This window comes from Rhodoferax sp. (assembly GCF_028714215.1).
Classification (GTDB): domain Bacteria; phylum Pseudomonadota; class Gammaproteobacteria; order Burkholderiales; family Burkholderiaceae_C; genus Rhodoferax.
This window is the reverse complement of sequence record NZ_JAQTMS010000001.1, coordinates 95,195-114,783: the sequence shown is the minus strand read 5'-3', so window position 1 is coordinate 114,783 and position 19,589 is coordinate 95,195. Positions and strand designations below refer to the sequence as shown.

14 protein-coding genes are annotated in these 19,589 nt (G+C 62.6%); all 14 read right to left on the bottom strand.

Annotated elements, in window-relative coordinates; translation table 11 throughout:
* Nucleotides 1-3: 3 nt before the first annotated feature.
* On the bottom strand, nt 4-2,256 hold the full coding sequence (locus PHS32_RS00475) for a glycoside hydrolase family 3 N-terminal domain-containing protein (protein ID WP_301076782.1): 2,253 nt from the start codon (nt 2,254-2,256) through the stop codon (nt 4-6).
* Nucleotides 2,257-2,262: 6 nt separating this feature from the next.
* Nucleotides 2,263-3,333 (bottom strand): ABC transporter ATP-binding protein, encoded by a 1,071-nt coding sequence (locus PHS32_RS00470; RefSeq protein ID WP_301076781.1) that lies wholly within the window; start codon nt 3,331-3,333, stop codon nt 2,263-2,265.
* Between the two features lie 5 nt (nt 3,334-3,338).
* Entirely contained in the window at nt 3,339-4,193 is an 855-nt protein-coding gene (locus PHS32_RS00465; protein ID WP_301076780.1) for a carbohydrate ABC transporter permease, read from the bottom strand.
* Nucleotides 4,183-5,061 (bottom strand): sugar ABC transporter permease, encoded by an 879-nt coding sequence (locus tag PHS32_RS00460; protein WP_301076779.1) that lies wholly within the window; start codon nt 5,059-5,061, stop codon nt 4,183-4,185. The genes PHS32_RS00465 and PHS32_RS00460 overlap by 11 nt, the downstream gene beginning before the upstream one ends.
* Before the next feature lie 369 nt (nt 5,062-5,430).
* Complete coding sequence (locus PHS32_RS00455) at nt 5,431-6,681, bottom strand: ABC transporter substrate-binding protein (RefSeq protein ID WP_301076778.1); 1,251 nt, start codon at nt 6,679-6,681, stop codon at nt 5,431-5,433.
* A gap of 213 nt (nt 6,682-6,894) precedes the next feature.
* The gene (locus PHS32_RS00450) at nt 6,895-8,409 is read right to left on the bottom strand and encodes a glycoside hydrolase family 30 beta sandwich domain-containing protein (protein WP_301076777.1); all 1,515 of its coding nucleotides are present in this window, start codon (nt 8,407-8,409) and stop codon (nt 6,895-6,897) included.
* A 17-nt stretch (nt 8,410-8,426) separates the two neighbouring features.
* A complete protein-coding gene (locus PHS32_RS00445) occupies nt 8,427-9,500 on the bottom strand; it encodes an ABC transporter ATP-binding protein (RefSeq protein WP_301076776.1) in 1,074 nt (357 codons plus the stop codon).
* A gap of 4 nt (nt 9,501-9,504) precedes the next feature.
* Nucleotides 9,505-10,389: a carbohydrate ABC transporter permease gene (locus PHS32_RS00440; protein WP_301076775.1), complete on the bottom strand. Its 885-nt coding sequence runs from the start codon at nt 10,387-10,389 to the stop codon at nt 9,505-9,507.
* A complete protein-coding gene (locus tag PHS32_RS00435) occupies nt 10,386-11,282 on the bottom strand; it encodes a sugar ABC transporter permease (RefSeq protein ID WP_301076774.1) in 897 nt (298 codons plus the stop codon). Before PHS32_RS00435 ends, PHS32_RS00440 begins: the two co-directional genes overlap by 4 nt.
* Nucleotides 11,283-11,303: 21 nt before the next feature.
* The gene (locus tag PHS32_RS00430) at nt 11,304-12,536 is read right to left on the bottom strand and encodes an ABC transporter substrate-binding protein (protein ID WP_301076887.1); all 1,233 of its coding nucleotides are present in this window, start codon (nt 12,534-12,536) and stop codon (nt 11,304-11,306) included.
* Nucleotides 12,536-13,909 (bottom strand): GH1 family beta-glucosidase, encoded by a 1,374-nt coding sequence (locus tag PHS32_RS00425; protein ID WP_301076773.1) that lies wholly within the window; start codon nt 13,907-13,909, stop codon nt 12,536-12,538. The genes PHS32_RS00430 and PHS32_RS00425 overlap by 1 nt, the downstream gene beginning before the upstream one ends.
* The gene (locus PHS32_RS00420) at nt 13,893-14,954 is read right to left on the bottom strand and encodes a LacI family DNA-binding transcriptional regulator (RefSeq protein WP_301076772.1); all 1,062 of its coding nucleotides are present in this window, start codon (nt 14,952-14,954) and stop codon (nt 13,893-13,895) included. Before PHS32_RS00420 ends, PHS32_RS00425 begins: the two co-directional genes overlap by 17 nt.
* A 9-nt stretch (nt 14,955-14,963) precedes the next feature.
* The gene (locus PHS32_RS00415; protein WP_301076771.1) at nt 14,964-16,472 is read right to left on the bottom strand and encodes a tryptophan halogenase family protein; all 1,509 of its coding nucleotides are present in this window, start codon (nt 16,470-16,472) and stop codon (nt 14,964-14,966) included.
* 146 nt (nt 16,473-16,618) lie between these two features.
* Nucleotides 16,619-19,447 carry a TonB-dependent receptor gene (locus tag PHS32_RS00410; RefSeq protein ID WP_301076770.1) on the bottom strand — a complete coding sequence of 943 codons (2,829 nt, stop codon included), beginning with the start codon at nt 19,445-19,447 and terminating at the stop codon, nt 16,619-16,621.
* Nucleotides 19,448-19,589 lie beyond the last annotated feature (142 nt).

Genomic DNA, 19,589 nt, shown 5'->3' with positions numbered 1-19,589 from the left:
GTCCTATGGCGTCAGTTCGAAGTTGGTGCGCAACCGAATGTCCGCCGCCGAGGCGCCCACCATCAACTCAAAGTCGCCCGGCTCGGCGGCCCACTGCAACTGCGCGTTGTAGAACGACAGTTTTTCCCGGTCGATCTGAAACTGCACGGTCCGCGTCTGGCCCGGCTCCAGGCGAATTTTGGCAAAGTCCTTGAGCTCTCGCAGCGGCCGTACCACGGAGGCGGTCTTGTCGCGCAAATACAGTTGCACCACTTCCTCGCCGGCGTAGTTTCCGCTGTTCCGGAGCTGGAACGAGACGTTCAACCTGTCGTTGCCGCGCAGTTGCGACTTGTCGATTTTCAAGTCGCTGTAAGCGAACTCGGTATAGCTCAGGCCGAAGCCGAACGGATACTGCGGCGTGCCGGCAAGGTCGATGTAGCCGCTGACGTAGCCGCTCGACACCCCCGAGGGCCCCGGGCGCCCGGTGTTGAAGCTGTTGTAGTAGATCGGGATCTGGCCCTCGCTGCGCGGAAAGCTGATGGTCAGCTTGGCCGAGGGGTTGACGTCGCCCGTCAGCACGTCGGCAATCGCGTTGCCGGCCTCGCTGCCCAGCCACCAGGTGTAGAGAATGGTTGGCACGTTCTCGGCGATCCAGTTGAACACCAGGGGCCGGCCGGCATTGAGCAAGACCACCAGAGGCTTGCCGCTGGCTTGCAGCGCCTTCACCAACTCTTCCTGCACGCCCGGCAGGCGCAGGCTGGCGCGGCTGCGGGCTTCGCCGCTCATGTTCCAGCGCTCGCCGACGCTGACGATGACCAGATCGGCCTGCCGCGCAACCTCCAGCGCCTGGGCAAAGCCACTCCTGTCGTCGCCCTCGATCTCGCTGCCTTTGGCGTACAGCAGCCGCGTGCCGCTGCCGAGCCGGTTCTTCAGGCCGTCCCACTGCGAGACCACAAAAGTCGAATAGTCGACCCCCGGCAGAGTGACGGCCCAGCCGCCCAGATTGTCCTTGTGGGCTTGCACCAGCGGCCCGATGAAGGCGATGGTCTTCAGGTCTTTCGACAAGGGCAGCAGCTTGGCGCTGTTTTTCAGCAGCACAATGCTTTTCGTCGCCATGTCGCGGGCCGCCTGACGGTGCACGGGATTGTTCAATGCGGTCTGTTCACGTTGTGGATCGCTGAAACGGTAGGGGTCGTCGAACAGTCCCAGCTCGAACTTCTTGCGCAGCACGCGGCGCACGGCGTCGTCCAGCAGCGCCAGCGGCACCTTGTTGTCGGCCACCAGTTGCGCCAGGTTGCCTCGGTAGGCGTTGCTTTCCATGTCCATGTCGCTGCCGGCCGTGATCGCCGCCAGCGCCGCGCCCCGGTTGTCCCGGGCGTAGCCGTGCGCCACCATTTCGCCGATGGAACCCCAGTCGGAGACGACGATGCCGGTGAAGCCCCACTGGCCTTTCAGGATGTCGCGTTGCAGGTACTTGCTGCCCGAGGCCGGGATGCCGTTCAGGTCGTTGAAGGAATTCATGAAGGTGGCGGCACCGGCGTCCAGCGCCGCCTTGAACGGCGGCAGGTAGGTCTCCCACAGCATGCGCTCGCTCATGTCCACCGAGTTGTAGTCGCGCCCGCCGACAGCCGCGCCATAGGCCGCGAAATGCTTGGCGGTGGCCATCACGGCGTCGGTGTCGCCCAGCTGTCGGCCCTGAAAGCCCTTGACCCGCGCGAAGGCGATCTTGGAGCCCAGGTAAGTGTCTTCGCCGGCGCCCTCCATGACCCGGCCCCAGCGCGGGTCGCGGGCAATGTCGACCATGGGCGCAAAGGTCCAGTGCAGGCCGCTGGCCGCCGCCTCGGTGGCGGCGATGCGCGCCGAGCGTTCGATGGCCGCCAGATCCCAGCTGGCCGCTTCCGCCAGCGGGATCGGAAAAGTGGTCTTGTAGCCGTGGATCACGTCCTGCGCGAACAGCATCGGTATCTTCAGGCGCGACTGCATGGCCACTTCCTGGTACTGCCGGGTGGAGCTGGCGCCGTGCACATTCAGCATGGAGCCGACGCGGCCATCCCGGATGTCTTGCTTGAGATTGCCTTTGAACATGACCGGGCCGGTCGCGTTCCAGTTGCCCGAGTACTGGGTGAGCTGGCCGACCATCTCGTCCAGTGTCATTTGCCGGAGCAGGGTTTCGATTCGTTCCGGGACCGAGGGAGCCGTTGCGGCACTGGCCAGAGGGCTGGCCAGTGCCAGCAGCAGAATTGCGCTGCGGGCGTTTGAAATAGGAAATGGTTTCATAAAAAATCAGCCAATGCGCAGACCACTGTGCGCGTCAAACCAGTTGGCGTGGGCCGCGTCAAGCTCGATTCCGGTGTGCTCTCCGACTTTGATCGGGCAATGCGGCGCGGTGCGGGAGGTGATCAAGCCGGCGGCCGTCTTGACCACGATGAAGGTGTCGGCGCCGGTCGGCTCCACCAGTACCACCTGGCCGCGCCAGGGCGCGTCGGCGCTGAGGTGCACATGCTCGGGGCGCAGGCCCAGCGTGACGGCCCCGGCCGGCGGACAAGGCAGGGACACAGAGCCGCCTTGAAAAGAAAATTCTCCCTGGGCACCCGGCGTCTCAATCCGGCCGGCGATCAGGTTCATGGTGGGTGAGCCAATGAAGCCCGCCACGTAGGTGTTGGCCGGGCGGCTGTAGATGTCGTCGGGCGTGCCGATCTGTTGCAGGATGCCGTCCTTCATGACGGCAATCCTGCTCCCCAGCGTCATGGCCTCGATCTGGTCGTGCGTCACGTAGACGCTGGTGATGCCCGAGAGCTGGTGCAGGCGCTTGATTTCGGAGCGCATTTCGACGCGCAGCTTGGCGTCCAGATTGGAGAGCGGCTCATCGAACAGGAACAACTGCGGGTCGCGCGCCAGGGCCCGACCCATCGCCACGCGTTGCCGCTGGCCGCCCGAGAGTTGCGCCGGACGGCGCTCCAGCAAGTGCTCGATTTGCAGCATGGCCGCCACTTCGGCGATGCGCTTGACGCGCGCCGCCTTGGGCACCTTGCGCATCTCCAGGGCAAAGCCGATGTTGTCGGCCACGCTCATGGTGGGGTACAAGGCGTAGCTCTGGAACACCATGGCGATGTCGCGCTGCGCCGGTGCCACGCCGACCACGTTCTTCCCGCCGATGCGCAGCTCTCCCTCGCTGGGCTGTTCCAGGCCGGCGATGATGTTGAGCAGGGTCGACTTGCCGCAGCCGGAAGGCCCCACCAGGATCAGAAATTCGCCCGGCGCGACCTCGATCTCGATGCGCTTGAGCACCTCCACCGCCTTGTCGCCGGTGCCGTAGATTTTGCGGATGCCCGCGATATGAAGTGATGCTGCCATGATGCTTATCCCTTCACAGCGCCGGCTGTGAGTCCCTTGACGAAATACTGGCCGGCCAGCACGTACACCAGCATGGTGGGCAGGCCGGCGATCACGGCGGCGGCCATGTCCACGTTGTAGCTCTTGACGCTGCTGGAGGTGTTGGCCATGTTGTTCAGACCGACCGTGATCGGTTTGCTGTCGGCGCCGCTGAAGGAGACGCCGAACAAAAAGTCGTTCCAGATGTTGGTGAACTGCCAGATCAGCGTCACCATCAGGATCGGCGTCGACATCGGCAGCACGATGCGCCAGAAAATGCGCCAGAAACCGGCGCCATCGATGCGCGCCGCGTTCACCAGTTCCTTCGGAATAGCGCTGTAGTAATTGCGGAAGAACAGCGTGGTGCCGGCCATGCCGGCCAGGCAGTGCACCAGCACCAGGCCGGCCACCGAACTCGACAGCCCGAGGTAACCCAGCACCTGGCTCATCGGCAGCAGCACCACCTGAAACGGCATGAAGACGCCGAACAGCAGCAAGCCAAACAGCAACTCGCTGCCCTTGAATTTCCACAGGCTCAGTACATAGCCGTTGACGGCGCCCCAGGCGGTCGAGAGCAGCACCGCCGGCAGCGTCATGCTGACCGAATTCCAGAAATAAGGACGCAAGCCGCGGCAATCGACGCCGGTGCAAGCGCTGGCCCAGGCCAGTTGCCAGGCTTCGAAATTGAGGCCGGCGGGCAGGCTCAGCAGATTGCCGGCGCGGATCTGCTCGCCATCCTTCAGCGAAGTGACCAGCATGACATACAGCGGCGCCAGAAAGAACAGCGCGGCCAGCAGCAGCACGCCGTAGAGCAGGGTGCGGGGCAGGTATTTAGCGATCATGGGGTTTGCTTCTCAGCTCGCTGTACAGGTAAGGCACCACGATGGCCGCCACCGTGGCCAGCATCATGCTGGCGCTGGCGGCACCCAAACCGATCTGGCCGCGGGTGAAACTCATGACGAACATGAAGGTGGCCGGCACGTCGCTGGCGAAACCGGGGCCGCCGGCGGTCAGCGCCATCACCAGGTCGAAACTCTTGATCGACAGGTGCGACAACACCAGCACGGTGGAAAAAACCACCGGCCGCAGTATCGGCAAAATAATGCGCCAGTAGATGCGCGGCAAGGAGGCACCGTCGATCTGCGCGGCCTTGATGATGCTGTCGTCGATGCCGCGCAAGCCGGCCAGGAACAAGGCCATGGCGAAGCCGGCCGACTGCCAGATGCCGGCAATCACCACGCAATAGATCGCGCTCTCGCTTTGCACCAGCCAGTCGAAGTGAAAACTCTGCCAGCCCAGATCGTGCATCAATTTTTCCAGCCCCAGACTGGGGTTCAGAATCCATTTCCAGGCGGTGCCGGTGACGATGAAAGACAGCGCCATGGGGTACAGGTAAACAGTGCGCAAGGCGCCCTCGAAGCGGATTTTCTGGTCCAGGAAGATCGCCAGCAGCAAGCCCAGGGCCAGCGCGCCGGCCACATACAGAACGCTGAAAATGCCCAGGTTGCGCAGCGCCACCCACCAGCGATCCATCTCGAACAGGCGCTGGTATTGCGCCAGCCCGACGAACTCGTCGTAGTTGGGCAGCATGCGCGAGCCGGTGACGGACAGCACGCCATTCCAGATCATGAGGCCGTAGATGAAGGCGAATCCGAGCAAGAAGCCGGGCGCAATCACCAGCTTGGGTAATAGGTTTTCAAATGACTTCATAGACCCTTCGCCTCTGCTTTAAAACCTGGGAACCCTTGTTCCTTGTTGGTATGCGTGCACTGCTTTAGAACCTGACGGGGTGGGTATTCCGCTGCGTTCGTGTCCCCCGACCGAAAGCCTGCGGCTTCCGGTCTCCTCCTTGACCTCACTTCGCGAAACACCCGCCCCATCAGGTTCCGCGAGGTTTTGGGCTTCTGGCAAGCAAGCCAACATCTCAAGCATCAGGGTTGGGGTGCGTGCCATAGCGAAGTCAAGGAGGAGCCCGCAGGGCGGGGGACATGAGCGGCGGCACGTACCCCAACCCTGATGCGGGCGCCTGCAAAAGATGCCTGCAAAAGCGCCTGCAACTGGCTCTTGTGAACCTCCGACTTACTTGGTTGCTGCAGCCTTGGCGATGTTCTTCATGCCATCGGCCACCGAGATCTTGTCGTCGTTCCAGAACTGGCTGACCGCATCCTTGATGGCGCCTTCGGCGGCCGGTTTGATCGCCATGCCATGTGCCACGGAGGGCACCAGGCCACCGGTTTTGGCGGTCGCCACGAAGTCCTTGCTGGAGAGCTTGGCGCAGTCGTCGAACTTGTCCATCGCCATGTTCAGGCGCACCGGGATGGAGCCCTTGTTCAGGTTGAACACCTGCTGAAACTCAACGCCCATGATGGCCGCCGCCAGATCGTTCTGCGCTTTCTGGGCGCTCGCGTCTTTCAGTTTGAACATGGCGAACGAATCGACGTTGAAGGTATAGGCGTTGGCGCTGCCGGGCGCCGGCGCGCACAGGAAGTCCTTGCCCGGGGTCTTGCCGGCAGCGACGAATTCGCCCTTGGCCCAGTCGCCCATGAATTGAAACGCGGCCTTGTCCTGAATCACCATGGCAGTCGACAGATTCCAGTCGCGACCCGGGGCGGCCGGATCAATGTAGGACTTGATGCGGCGGAAGGTCTCCAGTGACTTCCTCATGCTGTCGCCGGTCAAGGCCTTGGGGTCCAGCTTGACCAGCGCATCCTCGTAGAACTTGGCGCCACCGACACCCAGCACCACCGACTCGAAGGTGGTGAAGTCCCAGATGTTCTGGCCGCTGTGGGCGACCGGGATGAGCCCGGCCTTCTTGACCTTGTCGGCCGCCGCGAAAAACTCGTCCCAGCTCTTGGGCATGCCGGCGACGCCGGCTTTCTTCAACACCGCGGCACTGCCCCAAAGCCAGTTCACGCGGTGCACGTTGACCGGCACCGCCACGTAAGCGCCTTTGTATTTCATGACATCGGCCACCACCTTGGGCAGCAGGCTGTCCCACTTCTCGGCCTTGCCGACGCTGTCCAGATTGGCCAGCACGCCTTCGGCCGCCCACTCATGGATGGCCGGGCCCTTGATCTGGGCTGCCGCCGGCGGGTTGCCGGAGACGACGCGGCTCTTCAGCACGGTGGCGGCATTGTCGCCACCGCCGCCGGCCACGGCAAAGTCTTTCCAGACGTGGCCCTTGGCTTCCAGGATTTTTTTCAGTTCGGCGACCGATTTGGCCTCGCCGCCGGAGGTCCAGTAATGCAGCACCTCGACCTGGCCGGCGCTTGCCGCCGCGCTTGCCGCCACACATGCCACCGCAGTGACCAATTTGGAGAGTTTCAACATGTTTTATCCTGGGTTGGACTCCGGGGCTAGCGGAGCGAGGTTGAATCGAGCGACACCGTGCTGCCGCTCGATTGAGGTTGATCTTCAAGCACGGGCAGGCCCAAATCAATCGGTGCTTGGCCTGGGGCGGCACCGGCTTGAGCCGAAGAATGAGGACAAAGAGTCGGCGACATTGGGTAGCTGTGGTGTGAGTACGATGCGCTGCGCCGGCGTTCAGCGCGGAGGGTTCCAGACGAAGGTGGCGACGCTGGCACCGGGCATCGTGTGCTCGAAAGTCCGGTTGCCGAAACTGACCGAGAAGCGGCGCGAATCGGCGGCACCATTGAGGACGATCAAGGCAATCGAGTTGTCATCGGCGTTCTGGAACGCCACGCTCTCCAGACCGTCCAGGCCGTTGCTCGATTCGATGCGATGGGCGCCTGGCCGCACAAAGCGGCTGGCATGGGCCAGTGCGTAATAGTCGAAGTTGCGCGTGATTTCACCGCTCTTCGAATCGATGGTGACGACGCCGCGGCAATCGGTGCAGCCGCCCAGATGGGGTCCGTGGTTTTCATCCAGGGCGATGTTCCACAGCAGCACGCCCTTGGCCCAGCCGCGCGTGGTTCCGATGATCAGGTTGTGCATGTACCAGGGCAGGGTCTCGCGCCAATTGGGTTTCCAGTCGCCGCCGGAACACTCGGTGAAATAGGTTTCCTTGTCCGGGTAGGCGTCGTGCACCTGGGATTGCGCCGCCACATCGCCCGCGTAACAGTGCCAGGCGACACCGGCGATATAGGGGCGGGCTTTGGCATCGGCCAGCACCTGCAGCGGCGCTGCCGGGTCGTCCCAGTTGTGGTCCCACTCCAGGAGGCGCACCGGCTGGGTCCGCTGGGCGAACAGGGGTCCCAGGTGCTCGCCGATGAACCTGGCGCGGCCCATCGAGTCGACCCGCATGCCGGGATAGTCCTTCGGTTCGAAGTGCGGCTCGTTCTGCACCGTCAGCGCGTACAGGGGAACGCCCTCCATCGCCATGGCATCGGCAAACTTGGACAGATAGCGGGCAAACGCGTCATAGGCCTCGGGTCGCAGCGCGCCCTGCACCAGACTGTCATTGGTTTTCATCCAGGCCGGCGCGCTCCAGGGCGAGGCCATCACGCGCAGCTTGGGATTGAGGGCCAGCGCGCTCTTGACCACCGGCAGCACATCGGCGCGCAGCGGGTCTATGGAGAATTTGGCCAAGGGGTAATCGGTCTGACCGGCCGGCACATCGTCCAGCGAGTAATGGCGGCGCGAAAAGTCGGAGGCGCCTATCGTCAGGCGGGTGAAACTGAAACCGGCGCCGCTCGTCTGGCCGAACAAATCCTGCAACAGTGCATCACGTTGCGAAGCGCTCAGCTTGTTCTGGATCAGCCAGGCCGAGGCATCGGTAATATTGGCGCCAAAGCCCACCATTTCCTGGTAGCGCTGGCCCGGATCGACCTCGATGTTGAGCGGCAAGGGCGAGTTGGCCCCAAACCGGAGGCCCTCCAGCGGGGCCAGCAGCTTGGACTGATCGGTGTGGGTGACCCAGGCTTTGACCGCCGCGCCGTCCGGATTCGGGTTGATGGCGGTCGACTGGGTCTGTCCGGCCCCGCCGCAACCCAGCAAAAAGACCAGCACCAGCACCGGCGCCGACACCTTGTTCAACGGCATTTTCCGCAGGGTTGAAAACCTCTTGCGCAACGTATTCTTCAGGCTCATTTCAGTCATAGATTGTTTTTCGGAATTCACAGTCGTTGCTCCGAGGTCTTGTCGAACAGGGAGACCTTGGCCGTGGCGATGCTGAAGCGAACGCTTTCATCGACCGCAAAGGGGAGGGCGCCGGTGACCACCGAGGACAACAGGTGGCCGCCAAAATCGAGCCACACCACATGATGGTTGCCCATCGGCTCGATCAGCGAGACGGTGCCTTGGAACTCGCCGCTGCCAGACAGCGCCAGGTCCTCGGGACGGATGCCCAGCAGCACATCCTGCGCGTCCAGCGGCTGCTCGCGGAACGGATAGGGCGCCAGGTCCAGCGCCAGGCTGCCGCTCTCCAGCCGGACGCCGTCCGCCGTCACCGCCAGTTTGCCGGGCAGCAGGTTCATCCCGGGTGCCCCCAGGAAGCCGGCGACAAACAGATTCTCCGGCTTCTCATAGACATCGGCCGGGGCGCCGATCTGCTGGATCTTGCCGCTGCGCATGACCACGATGCGGCTGGCCAGCGTCATGGCCTCGATCTGATCGTGCGTCACGTAGATCATGGTCGAATGCAGATTCTTGTGCAGCAGCTTGAGCTCGCGCCGCAGTTCGGCGCGCAGCTTGGCGTCCAGATTGGAGAGCGGCTCGTCGAACAGGAACACGCCCGCTTCGCGCACCAGCGCCCGCCCGATCGCCACGCGCTGGCGCTGGCCACCGGACAACTGCGCGGGCTTGCGCTCCAGCAGCGGCTCCAGGTGCAGCATTTCGGCGGCGCGCTTGACGCGGCGCGCGATCTCGGCCTTGGGCGTGCCCTTGACGCGCAGACCGAACGACATGTTGCGCTCCACGCTCATGGTCGGGTACAGCGCGTAGGACTGGAACACCATGCCGATGTTGCGATCGGTTGGATCGGCCCAGGTCATGTCCTGGCCGCCGATGAAGACGCTGCCGTCGGCCACATCGATCAGGCCGGCAATGCTGTGCAGCAAGGTCGATTTGCCGCAGCCCGACGGCCCCAGCAAGACCAGGAACTCGCCCTCCAGCACATCCAGGTCGAGGCCCTTGATGACTTCGTTGTCGCCGAAGCGGATGCAAAGATTACTGACGCTGACACTGGCCATGGCCTTACCCCTTAACCGCGCCGGCGGCGATACCCCGCACGAACCAGCGTCCGGAAACAAAATAAATGGTGAGCGGCACCAGCGAGGTGAGAATCGTGGCCGCCATGTTGACGTTGTAGAGCCGGGTACCGGTGGTGGTGTTGATGACGTTGTTGAGCTGCACCGTCATCGGCAGGTTGTCGCGGCCGGCGAATACCAGACCCAGGATGTAATCGTTCCAGACCCCGGTCACCTGCATGATGGCGGCGACGATGATGATGGGCGTCGACATCGGCAGCATCAACTGCACAAAGATGCGGATGAAGCCGCCGCCGTCGATGCGCGCGGCCTTGAACAGCTCCTGCGGAATGGACTGGTAGTAATTGCGAAACAGCAGCGTCATCACCGGCATGCTGAAGATGATGTGGATCAGCACGATGCCCGGCAGCGAACTGAACAGGCCCAGCGTCGCCAGCACGCGCACCAGCGGGAACATCATCACCTGCACCGGAATGAAGGCACCCAGCATCAGAATGCCGAACAGCACATTGGCGCCGCGCGGCTTCCAGAACGACAGCGCGTAGCCGTTCAGCGCGCCCAGCAGGATCGGCAGGAGGGTGCTCGGAATCACGATGAAGATGGAGTTCCAGAAGCCGCCGCGAATGCCCTCGCAGGAAACGCCGGTGCAGGCCGTGGTCCAGGCCGCCACCCAGGGTTCCACCGTGATGGCCACCGGGAAGGCAAAAATATTACCGAGGCGGATCTCGTCCATGCTCTTGAACGAGGTCACCAGCATGATGTACAAAGGCATCAGGAAAAAGGTCGCCGCGGTCAGCAGGAAGGCATAGACCCCGATGCGCGCCGGGCCGAAGGCGAAGGGGCGGCGTGCGCGTTGGATGGTTGCCGTCATTTCGCGCCTCCGGCACGCTTGGCGCGGCTGCGCGCATACAGCAACGGCGCCAGCAGAATCAGCACTGTCAGCAGCATCACGATGGAACCGGCGGACGCCAAGGCGATATTGGCGCGACCGAACAGGTAGTCCATGATGAACTTGGCCGGTACCTCGCTGGCGGTGCCGGGGCCGCCCTGCGTCATGGCCGCCACGGCGTCGAACAACTTGATCACGGCGGTGGAGAGCAACACGAACACGGTGGCCACGGAAGGCCCCAGCATCGGCAGGATGATGGAAACGTAAACACGCCAAGTCGGGATGCCGTCGATGCGCGCGGCTTTCCAGATCTCGTCGTCGATGCCGCGCAGCCCCGCCAGCAGCATCGCCATCACCAGGCCCGAGGCCTGCCAGACGGTGGCGATGACGATGGTGTACATGACCTTGTCCTGGTCGATGATCCAGTCGAAGGTGAAGTCTTCATAGCCCATTTGCCGCACCGCCTGCTGGATGCCCATGCCGGGATTGAGCAGCCACTGCCAGACCAGACCAGTGGCGACAAACGACATGGCGTAGGGGTACAGAAAAATCGTGCGCAGGGCGCCCTCGGCCATCACCTTCTGGTCGATGAAGACCGCCAGCAAAAAGCCGATCAGCATGCACGCCAGGATGAACAGCGCGCCGTACAGCGCCAGGTTTTGCAGCGACAACAGCCAGCGCTCGTTGTCGAACAGGCGCTGGTATTGCGCCAGGCCGACGAACTCGTCCGAGGGAAAGGTGCGCGAGTTGCTCATCGACACCTTGAGCGACCACAGCACCGTGCCCAGATAAGCCACCAGCACTGTCGTCGCCAGCGGCAACAAGGCGGTCCAGGTGGTCAACTGACGCAGCAATTGTTTGGGCTTGATTTTCATGGGCGGTGCCTGGACGCGTCCTTACTTCTTCAACGCGGCGGCGATGTCCTTCTGGACTTTCTCCACCGCAATGCTCTTGTTCCAGTAAGCGGTCAGGATGTCCGCCAGCGAGCCGTTCTGATCGGGGTTCAGATAGACCTCGCCGTTGCCCAGATGGCGCGACTTGTCCTTCATGATGGCCAAGCCCTGCTGGGCGCAGATGTCCATCTTGGAGGAGTCGACGTCGGTGCGCACCGGGATGGAGCCCTTCTTGTTGCTGAACGCCACCTGCGTGGCGGGCGAGAGCATCAGACCGGCCAGCACTTTTTGCGCCTTGATCTGCTCGGCATTGCTGGTTTTCGGAAAGACGAATACATCGCCCTGGATGATGTAGGGCGACTTGGGTCCGAAGCCGGCAATGCAGCCGTAGTCCTTGCCCGGCACCTGGTGCGCCAGCGTGAACTCGCCCTTGGCCCAGTCGCCCATGATCTGCACGCCGGCCTTGCCGGTGATCAGCAGCGCCGTGGCGTCATTCCAGTTGCGCCCCGGAGAGCCCTTGTCGACATAGGATTGCAGGCGCTTGTAGGCCAGCAGCACCTTCTTGAAGTCTTCGCCCAGAATCACTTTGGGATCGCGGTCGCGCATCACCTTCAGGTACAAATCGGTGCCGCCCAGATTCGCCAGCACGGCGGTGAAAACGGTGTTCTCCTGCCACGGCTGGCCGCCGTGCGCCAGCGCGATCAGGCCGGCCGCCTTGAGCTTGTCCAGCGCCGCGAACAGCTCGTCCATGCTCTTGGGCTCGGCCGCGATGCCGGCTTTTTTGAAGGCCGCCTTGGAGTACCAGAACCAGGTCGGCATGTGGATGTCCACCGGCGCGGCGTAGTAGTGGCCCTTGACCTTGACCACGTTCAGCACGGTCTCGGGCAGGAACTTGTCCCAGCCGTCGCGGATCGCCACTTCATCGACGTTGTTGAGCATGCCTTGCTCGACCACGTCCAGAAACTGCTTGGAAGTATTGAACTGCGCCATGGTGGGCGGGTTGCCGCCGACGATGCGGTTGATGGCCACCGAGCGCGCCTGCTCGCCCAGCGCCACGGCGGTATCCACCCAGACCCCGCCGGTGGCAGTGTAGGCGTCGGAAAATACCTTCACCGCCGCCGATTCGCCGCCGGAAGTCCACCAGTGGATCACTTCCGCCTTAGTGCCGGCAGCCTGCGCCGTGGCCGCCGCCAGCGCTGCCAGCAGCGGCGCCGCCAGCAGTTGTTTCAGGGTCATCATGCTGTTTCTCCTCGCAGGAAATCGCGGTACCACTGGCCGCTGGCCTTCAGGCGGCGCTGCTGCGTCGCGAAGTCGACATGGGTCAGGCCAAAGCGGCGGATATAGCCTTCGGCCCACTCGAAGTTGTCCAGCAGACTCCAGGCAAAGTAACCCTTGACCGGAATTCCCAGCGCCACAATTTCCTTCAGCGCGGCCAGGTGCCGCATCAGATAGCGGCGCCGCTGGTGGTCCTCGATCTGCCCGTCGGCGCCGACCACGTCGTCATAAGTCGAGCCGTTCTCGGTCAGGTAGATTTCCGCCGGCTGGTAGTCCCGCGCCACGCGGCTCAGCAGCGTCACCATGCCCTCGGGCGAGACCTCCCAGCCAAAGGCCGTGCGCTCCACGTTTTCGGCTTCCACCACGCGCGTCGCCAGCACGCCCTGGCCCGGCGCATCGGCCACGATCTCGGGAAAGTAGTAGTTGACGCCCAGGAAATCGGTGGCCGTGGCGATCACCTCCAGGTCGCCCGGCTGCACCTGCGGCGCGTTGTCGCCGACCCGTTGCCAGATGTCGGCCGGATAGCCGCGGCCGTGCAGGGGATCGAGAAACCAGCGGTTGCGCAAGCCGTCGTGGCGCAGCGTGGCGGCCGCGTCCTGTGCGCTGTCGGAGGCGGGTTTGAGCGGATGCAGGCTGAGCGCCGCGCCAACACGCGCAGCCGGCACGTTGCGCCGGATCACCGGAATCGCCAGGCCGTGCGAGACCAGCACGTTGTGGCACACCTGCAGCGCGGTCTTGAAATCTTTCAGACCCGGCGCGTGCACGCCTTCGTAGTGGCCGTGGAAGGCGGTGCACCAGGGCTCGTTGTGCGTGATCCAGTGCTTGATGCGGTCGCCCAGGTGCCGACTCACCACATCCGTGTAGTCGACGAAGGCATCCACCGTGTCGCGGTTGGCCCAGCCGCCCTGGTCTTGCAGGGCTTGCGGCAGATCCCAGTGGTACAGCGTGACCCAGGGCTCCAGACCACGCTCCAGCATGCCGTCGACCAGACGCGAGTAGAAGTCCAGTCCCTTCTGGTTGGCGGCGCGGCCGCGACCGTTGGCGAAGATGCGGGGCCAGGCGATGGAGAAGCGGTAGGCGTTGGTTCCCAGGTTGCGCGCCAGATCCAGGTCCTGCGGCCAGCGCCGGTAGTGATCGCAGGCCATGGCGCCGCTGGAGCCATCCCGGATGTGCCCCGGCGTGGCACAGAAGCGGTCCCAGATCGACTCGCCGCGCTCATCCTGATCGACCGCGCCCTCGATCTGATAAGAGGAAGTGGAGCAGCCCCAGCGAAAGTCGCTGGCGAAATCGCGCCGTTGCAGAGAAGAAAGGTCAATATTATTTGTGTTTTGCATGTTTTTTTGTATCACCCAACGCGCGATCCTTGGCGCCGCCGATGGCGATCGCCACCGAGGCGCGCCAGGTCACGCTGACAGGAAACTCGCGTACCACGGAATAGCTTGCGTCATAGCACCGGTTGAGCAGCCAGTGCAGGCCATTCAAGGTGATATCACGCCACGGGATATGGACGGAGGTAAGACGCGGTGCTGAAAATTCGGCGCTGGGCGTATCGTCATAACCCAGTACCGAGATGCGGTCCGGCACCGAAAGGCCGGCCTGCTGAAAATACGACAAGGCGCCCACGGCCATTTCGTCGTTGGCGCAGAACAGCGCCGTGAACTGGTGCCCGCTGGCGATCAGGGCGCGGGCCGAGGCCCAGCCGCCCTCGGGCGAGAAATCGCTCTGCAGCATCTTGACCTGGCTGTCATCGATCTGGTGCCGTGCCAACTCGGCCATGAAGCCCGAAATCCGCTGCACGTTGTCGGGCGAGCTGCTCGGTCCGGCGATGACGGCAAACTTTCGATGCCGCAATTGCAACAAGGCCTGTGCCGCCAAGACGCCGCCGCGCACATGGTCGGCCGTGAAGCACTGCTGCGCCATGCTGTCGAAGTGATGGTTCAGCACCACCAGCTGGCTCTGTTTGGGACCCAGGGACTCGATGTCTTCGGCCAGCAAGGCGTTGCTGATCACCACCAGGCCATCGCAACCGCGTTCGATCAGGAACTCCAGCCCTTCGATCGCCTGCTGGCGCGCGTCGCCGTCGCCGCAACCGAAGGCGACCACCATGTGGTGGCCGCTGGAGCGCAATTCGGTGTCTATGGCCTGCAGAATCGGCGTGTAAAACGTGCCTTTCAAGACCGGGATATAGACCCCTATCATCTGCGTGTTGCCCGACAGCAGCGAGCGTGCCGCGTGGGACGGTCTGAACCCCAGTTCCTCGATCGCCTTCCTGACGCGCTGGGCGGTGGCCAGGGCCACCGAGCCGTTGCCGCTGACGACACGCGAGGCGGTGCCGACCCCAACCCCGGCCAGGCGCGCTACGTCTTTGATGGTTGCCATGAATGATGTTTACCCTGTCGCTGCACAATTTTTGGCGATGAATTCGGCATGCGTGGGCATGACGTCGACGCACTTCCCGATGACGGACTCGATGTTGCCAAGGTAGGCTCTGATTTCTTCCCTGGGACGCAAATCCACCAAAGGGTTATAGCCCTTGGGCCGGATACCCTGGCCATGCATCACCTGCACCCAACTCACCTCGCCAAACAACTCGCTGCCTTCGCGGTAGACCCGGCCATTGCTGCTGAACAAGTCCATCCGGTGCTGTAGCGTAGCCGGTATTTCCATGGCCCGGCAGTGCTTCCAGAACGGCGAATCGTCGCGCTGCGTGGCCTTGTAGTGCAGGATGATGAAGTCGCGTATGCGCTCGTACTCGAACTGTGTTTGCGCGTTGTATTCGTCGATATCGGCTTGTTCAAAGCCGATGGCCGGAAACAGCCTGATGACGCGGGCGATGGCGGACTGGATCAAATGAATATTGGTCGATTCGATGGGTTCGAAAAAGCCGCTGGACAGACCCACGGCGACACAGTTCTTGTGCCAGGTCTGCTTGCGCCGCCCCGGCACGAACGGGATGTAACGCGGCTCCGCCAGTTGCTTGCCGTCCAGCTTGCTCAGCAGGATGGCCGTGGCTTCGTCCTGGCTCATGAAGCGGCTGGAATAGACGTGGCCATTGCCGATGCGGTGCTGCAACGGAATGCGCCACTGCCAACCCGCGCTGTGGGCCGTGGAGCGCGTGTAGGGAAGCAGCGGTGCCACCGATTCACAGGGCACGGCAATCGCCCGATCGCAGGGCAGCCAATGCGACCAGTCCTCGTATTCGCGCTTGAGTGCATCTCCGATCAAGAGGGCGCGCGTGCCGGAACAGTCGATGAAAAAGTCGCCGGAAATTTTCTCGCCGTTGGCCAGCACGACGCAGTCGATGAAGCCATCCGCTTCCCGTAGCACGGTTTGCACGATCCGGCCCTCGGTCCGCAGCACGCCGCGCGCCTCCGCGTAGCGGCGCAAGAACTTGGCATAGAGACTGGCGTCGATGTGAAAGGCATTGGCGATGTCGCCCAGGGGCGAGCCGGCCATTTCGGGCTCGCTGCGAAGGTATTTCGACTTTCTGGGCGCCAGTGTATTGATCGAATAGTTTCCCAGATCCGAGGCTTCACCGGCCTGGTGCATCTTGAGCCAGTATTGGTAACAGGGAATCAGGCCCAGGTCGTGACCGATCTTGCCGAAACCGTGGATATAGGAATCACCGATCTGGCCCCAGTTGACAAACTCGATGCCCAGTTTGTAAGTGCCTTGCGTCTGGCGCAGGAATTCGTTCTCGTCGATTTCCAGCGCCACGTTGAAGTCTTTGATCAGTGGAATGGTCGCCTCGCCGACGCCGATGGTGGCGATCTCGTCCGACTCGACCAGGCGTATGCGATAGCGATCGCCCAGAACATTGGACAGTGCGGCGGCCGTCATCCAACCGGCGGTGCCGCCACCGACGATGACGATGTTCCTGAGCATATTCCCGGCCATGATGTCGTCCTTCAAATAGAAAAAGTGGTGCGATACAGGTTCACGGTGACAAGGTTACCAAGGATTGCGCGCGTCAAACTGTTGCGCTGCGCTAAAAAAAGGCCCTGCCGAATTGCATCGGCAGGGCCTTCTACCCATGGCCCGGGTCAGAACTTATACGAAGCGCCCAGCAGCACCGAGCGGCCGAAATTATCGTATTTCCAGGGCAGCAGGCCGGTCTTGGACCCGGCATCGCCGACGACTTCGGCGCTGCGCTGTTGCAGCGCCGGCTCGTTGGTCAGGTTGTTGACCTGGAACAGGATCGACAAGCCCTTGTAGCGGCCCGACTCGAACGCGTAACCGACCTGGAAATCCAACTGCTTTTCCGCATCGATATTGGTACTCGACTCGGTGCCCAGCAGCACGCTGCGTGTCGTTGCCGTAAAGGCAGAGCGATAGCGCTGGCTCAGGCGCGTGGAAAAACCATTCTTCTCGTAGTAGAAGGCCAGGCTGTTGACAATGCCCGAGAATCCGTCGAGGTTGATCGGATTGCCGTTCTTGTCCAGCGGCAGGCTGTTGCGTGTGATGGACTCGCTGGCGATGATGCCAAAACCGTCCAGGGCAGGCACGAACAGGCCGGCGTCCAGCGAAGTGCTCAACTCCACACCGTACACCTTGCCGCCTTGACCATTGGTCTGCGTGGTGATGGTGCCCAGGTTGGGATTGCAATTCGGTGTCGCTGCCGAACAGCCCGGGGTCAGGGTCGTCGAGTAGTTCGTGAACATGGAAAAGTCGCGCACCGTATCCTGCTGGTAGATGAAGCTGTCCAGCGCCTTGTAGAAGGCCGCACCCGCTACATAGCTGCGCTTGCCCAGGTATTTTTCCAGAGACAGATCCAGGGACTTGGCGCGCCAGGGATCCAGATCCGGTTTGCCGCCGTTGCCGGCGCTCCAAGTTCCGATGTTGGAGCCAGGGCTGATGGCCGTCAGCTTCGGCTGATCCGCTCCGGCACGCATATCGTCCATGCGTGGGCGGGCCATGGTTTTCGCCACGCCAAGGCGGGCAATCAGATCCGACTGCAAGTTGAAGACCAGGTTCAAACTGGGCAGGAAATCGTTGTAGCTGGTGCCGCCGTGGACCGGTATCACGTTGGGCCCAGTGGCTCCCGGCGTGCCGCCGCCGTCGTTCCATGCGTAACCGTCGGAATCCTGTTGCGTGTGAACCGCCTGAACCCCCACATTGCCTCGAACCGGAACGCTGCCCAGAGCGGAATCGATGTCCAGCTTGGCGTACGCCGTGGTCACTTTTTCGTGCACCGCGTACTTGTTGTCTTTGGCCGACCACGGGTCTTTCGGGGTGGCTGTGTACAAGCCCATCACGCTGGGCACATTCCAGGCCAGCACATTGGTATTGATGCCGCCCACGTTGATGGCCACCGGCGCGCCCAGGGCGTTCGCCGGCACCGCCACATTGGCACTGGCCAGCGACAGCTTGAAGGCATCGGACTGGACGTTCTTGTCGCGCTGGTTATAGGCCAAGCCGGCTTCGAAAGAGGAGAAGGCACCCCATTCCAGGTCGCGCTTGCCGGACAGGCGCAAGGACTTGATCTCGTCGTTGTAGGTCGGCGTGCGCAATTCAGCCCAGTCGGGATCGTTGGTCAATTTGACATTGCCGGCATCGGTCAAATTCTGCGCGGTCGACCAGGCCTGGTTACCAGAGCTGTCAAGACCGGAAAAAGTGAACGGGCCACCCGCCAAACCCTTGGCAACCGATTGAATGTAGCGCTCGTCGCGATTGGCGCGCGAGTAGCCCACATCGGTCACGGCGGTCCACTTGTTGGCCAGCTTCAACTCGTTCTTCCAGCCGATCGACGTGATTTCGTCGCTGCGGTGGAAGTTCTTGTCGTAGACCAGGCTGCGTCCGCCGTCCACCGTGCCGCTGGAAATGATGGTGTCGCCGTTGACGACCGAGGTGCCGACGTTGGAGAACTTGGCACCGCCACTCCAAAGGCCGATATCCCCCACCCAGTGGTGGCCGACCCGGTCCTGGTCGAACTTGGAGTAATACAAGTCAACCACGCTGTGCACGTCCTTGCTGGGCTTGAACTCCAGCACGGCCATCAAGCCGTCGCGCTTTTGTGTGCTGGACGTCACGCTGGCTTCAAAACCCTGAATGAAGGCGGCACGGTCGTTGCCGGTGCCCACCTTGGGTACGCCCGTTGCGCCAGCGCCCCATTGCCCGGCGTAGTCGCCATATTTCCAGGCTTCGTATTTCTTCTCTTGCCCGGGGGTGTCAAGATGGGCGAAGCCGATCGCCAGACCGACCGTGTTGTCGGCAAATTGATTGATGTACGAGGCGCTGATACGGTTGCCCATGGCACCTTTGCCATCGGGCGACAACTGGCCGTTGGAATTCTGCTCGCCGCGCACGTTGACAACCACCTGGCGGCCACGCAAATCCAGCGGCATCACCGGGCGAATATCAATCGTGCCGGACAGACCCTGGCCGATCAATGCGGCGTCGGGCGTCTTGTAAACGATCACCGAATTGACCAACTCCGAGGGAAACTGATCGTACTCGGCAGCACGCCCGTCGCCGGAACTGACGACCTGGCGGCCATTGAGCACAGCGCCGGCGTAATCCGGACCCAAGCCGCGAATCGAGATCGCCGACGGACGTCCATCGATGCGCTGCGCGGCCAAACCCGGCAGCCGCGCGATCGAATCGGCAATGCTGGTGTCGGGCAGCTTGCCGATGTCTTCGGCCGATACCGCTTCCACGATCGAGTCGGAATTGCGCTTGGTGGCAATCGAATTCTCAATACTGGCCCGGATACCGGTCACCGTCACGGTGTTCAGGTTGGCCGGGTTCTGCTGCGCGTAGGCCGCACCCATCGCGAACAACAGGGTTGAGCAGGCGGCCGCGATCGGGCTGATGCGTAGCGCAGCAGGTCGACGGGTGCCGTGCTGACTGCGCTGGGTAGCGGAACTTTTCATTCAGATGTCTCCTAGAGTCTCGGTTTGATATTGCTGCCTCAACCATGTCGGTGGCATGAGCAAGCAAGGTTTAAATTAAGTGGGCGGCCAATTGGAAACGTTTCCAATTGCCCGCAATATAGCACCCGGAAAAGCGCGTTCT

What these genes read in the sequence shown, in the direction of transcription:
- PHS32_RS00475 (WP_301076782.1), bottom strand. Translation starts at nt 2,256, where the DNA reads ATGAAACCATTTCCTATTTCAAACGCCCGCAGCGCAATTCTGCTGCTG.
- PHS32_RS00470 (WP_301076781.1), bottom strand. Translation starts at nt 3,333, where the DNA reads ATGGCAGCATCACTTCATATCGCGGGCATCCGCAAAATCTACGGCACC.
- PHS32_RS00465 (WP_301076780.1), bottom strand. Translation starts at nt 4,193, where the DNA reads ATGATCGCTAAATACCTGCCCCGCACCCTGCTCTACGGCGTGCTGCTG.
- PHS32_RS00460 (WP_301076779.1), bottom strand. Translation starts at nt 5,061, where the DNA reads ATGAAGTCATTTGAAAACCTATTACCCAAGCTGGTGATTGCGCCCGGC.
- PHS32_RS00455 (WP_301076778.1), bottom strand. Translation starts at nt 6,681, where the DNA reads ATGTTGAAACTCTCCAAATTGGTCACTGCGGTGGCATGTGTGGCGGCA.
- PHS32_RS00450 (WP_301076777.1), bottom strand. Translation starts at nt 8,409, where the DNA reads ATGACTGAAATGAGCCTGAAGAATACGTTGCGCAAGAGGTTTTCAACC.
- PHS32_RS00445 (WP_301076776.1), bottom strand. Translation starts at nt 9,500, where the DNA reads ATGGCCAGTGTCAGCGTCAGTAATCTTTGCATCCGCTTCGGCGACAAC.
- PHS32_RS00440 (WP_301076775.1), bottom strand. Translation starts at nt 10,389, where the DNA reads ATGACGGCAACCATCCAACGCGCACGCCGCCCCTTCGCCTTCGGCCCG.
- PHS32_RS00435 (WP_301076774.1), bottom strand. Translation starts at nt 11,282, where the DNA reads ATGAAAATCAAGCCCAAACAATTGCTGCGTCAGTTGACCACCTGGACC.
- PHS32_RS00430 (WP_301076887.1), bottom strand. Translation starts at nt 12,536, where the DNA reads ATGACCCTGAAACAACTGCTGGCGGCGCCGCTGCTGGCAGCGCTGGCG.
- PHS32_RS00425 (WP_301076773.1), bottom strand. Translation starts at nt 13,909, where the DNA reads ATGCAAAACACAAATAATATTGACCTTTCTTCTCTGCAACGGCGCGAT.
- PHS32_RS00420 (WP_301076772.1), bottom strand. Translation starts at nt 14,954, where the DNA reads ATGGCAACCATCAAAGACGTAGCGCGCCTGGCCGGGGTTGGGGTCGGC.
- PHS32_RS00415 (WP_301076771.1), bottom strand. Translation starts at nt 16,472, where the DNA reads ATGGCCGGGAATATGCTCAGGAACATCGTCATCGTCGGTGGCGGCACC.
- PHS32_RS00410 (WP_301076770.1), bottom strand. Translation starts at nt 19,447, where the DNA reads ATGAAAAGTTCCGCTACCCAGCGCAGTCAGCACGGCACCCGTCGACCT.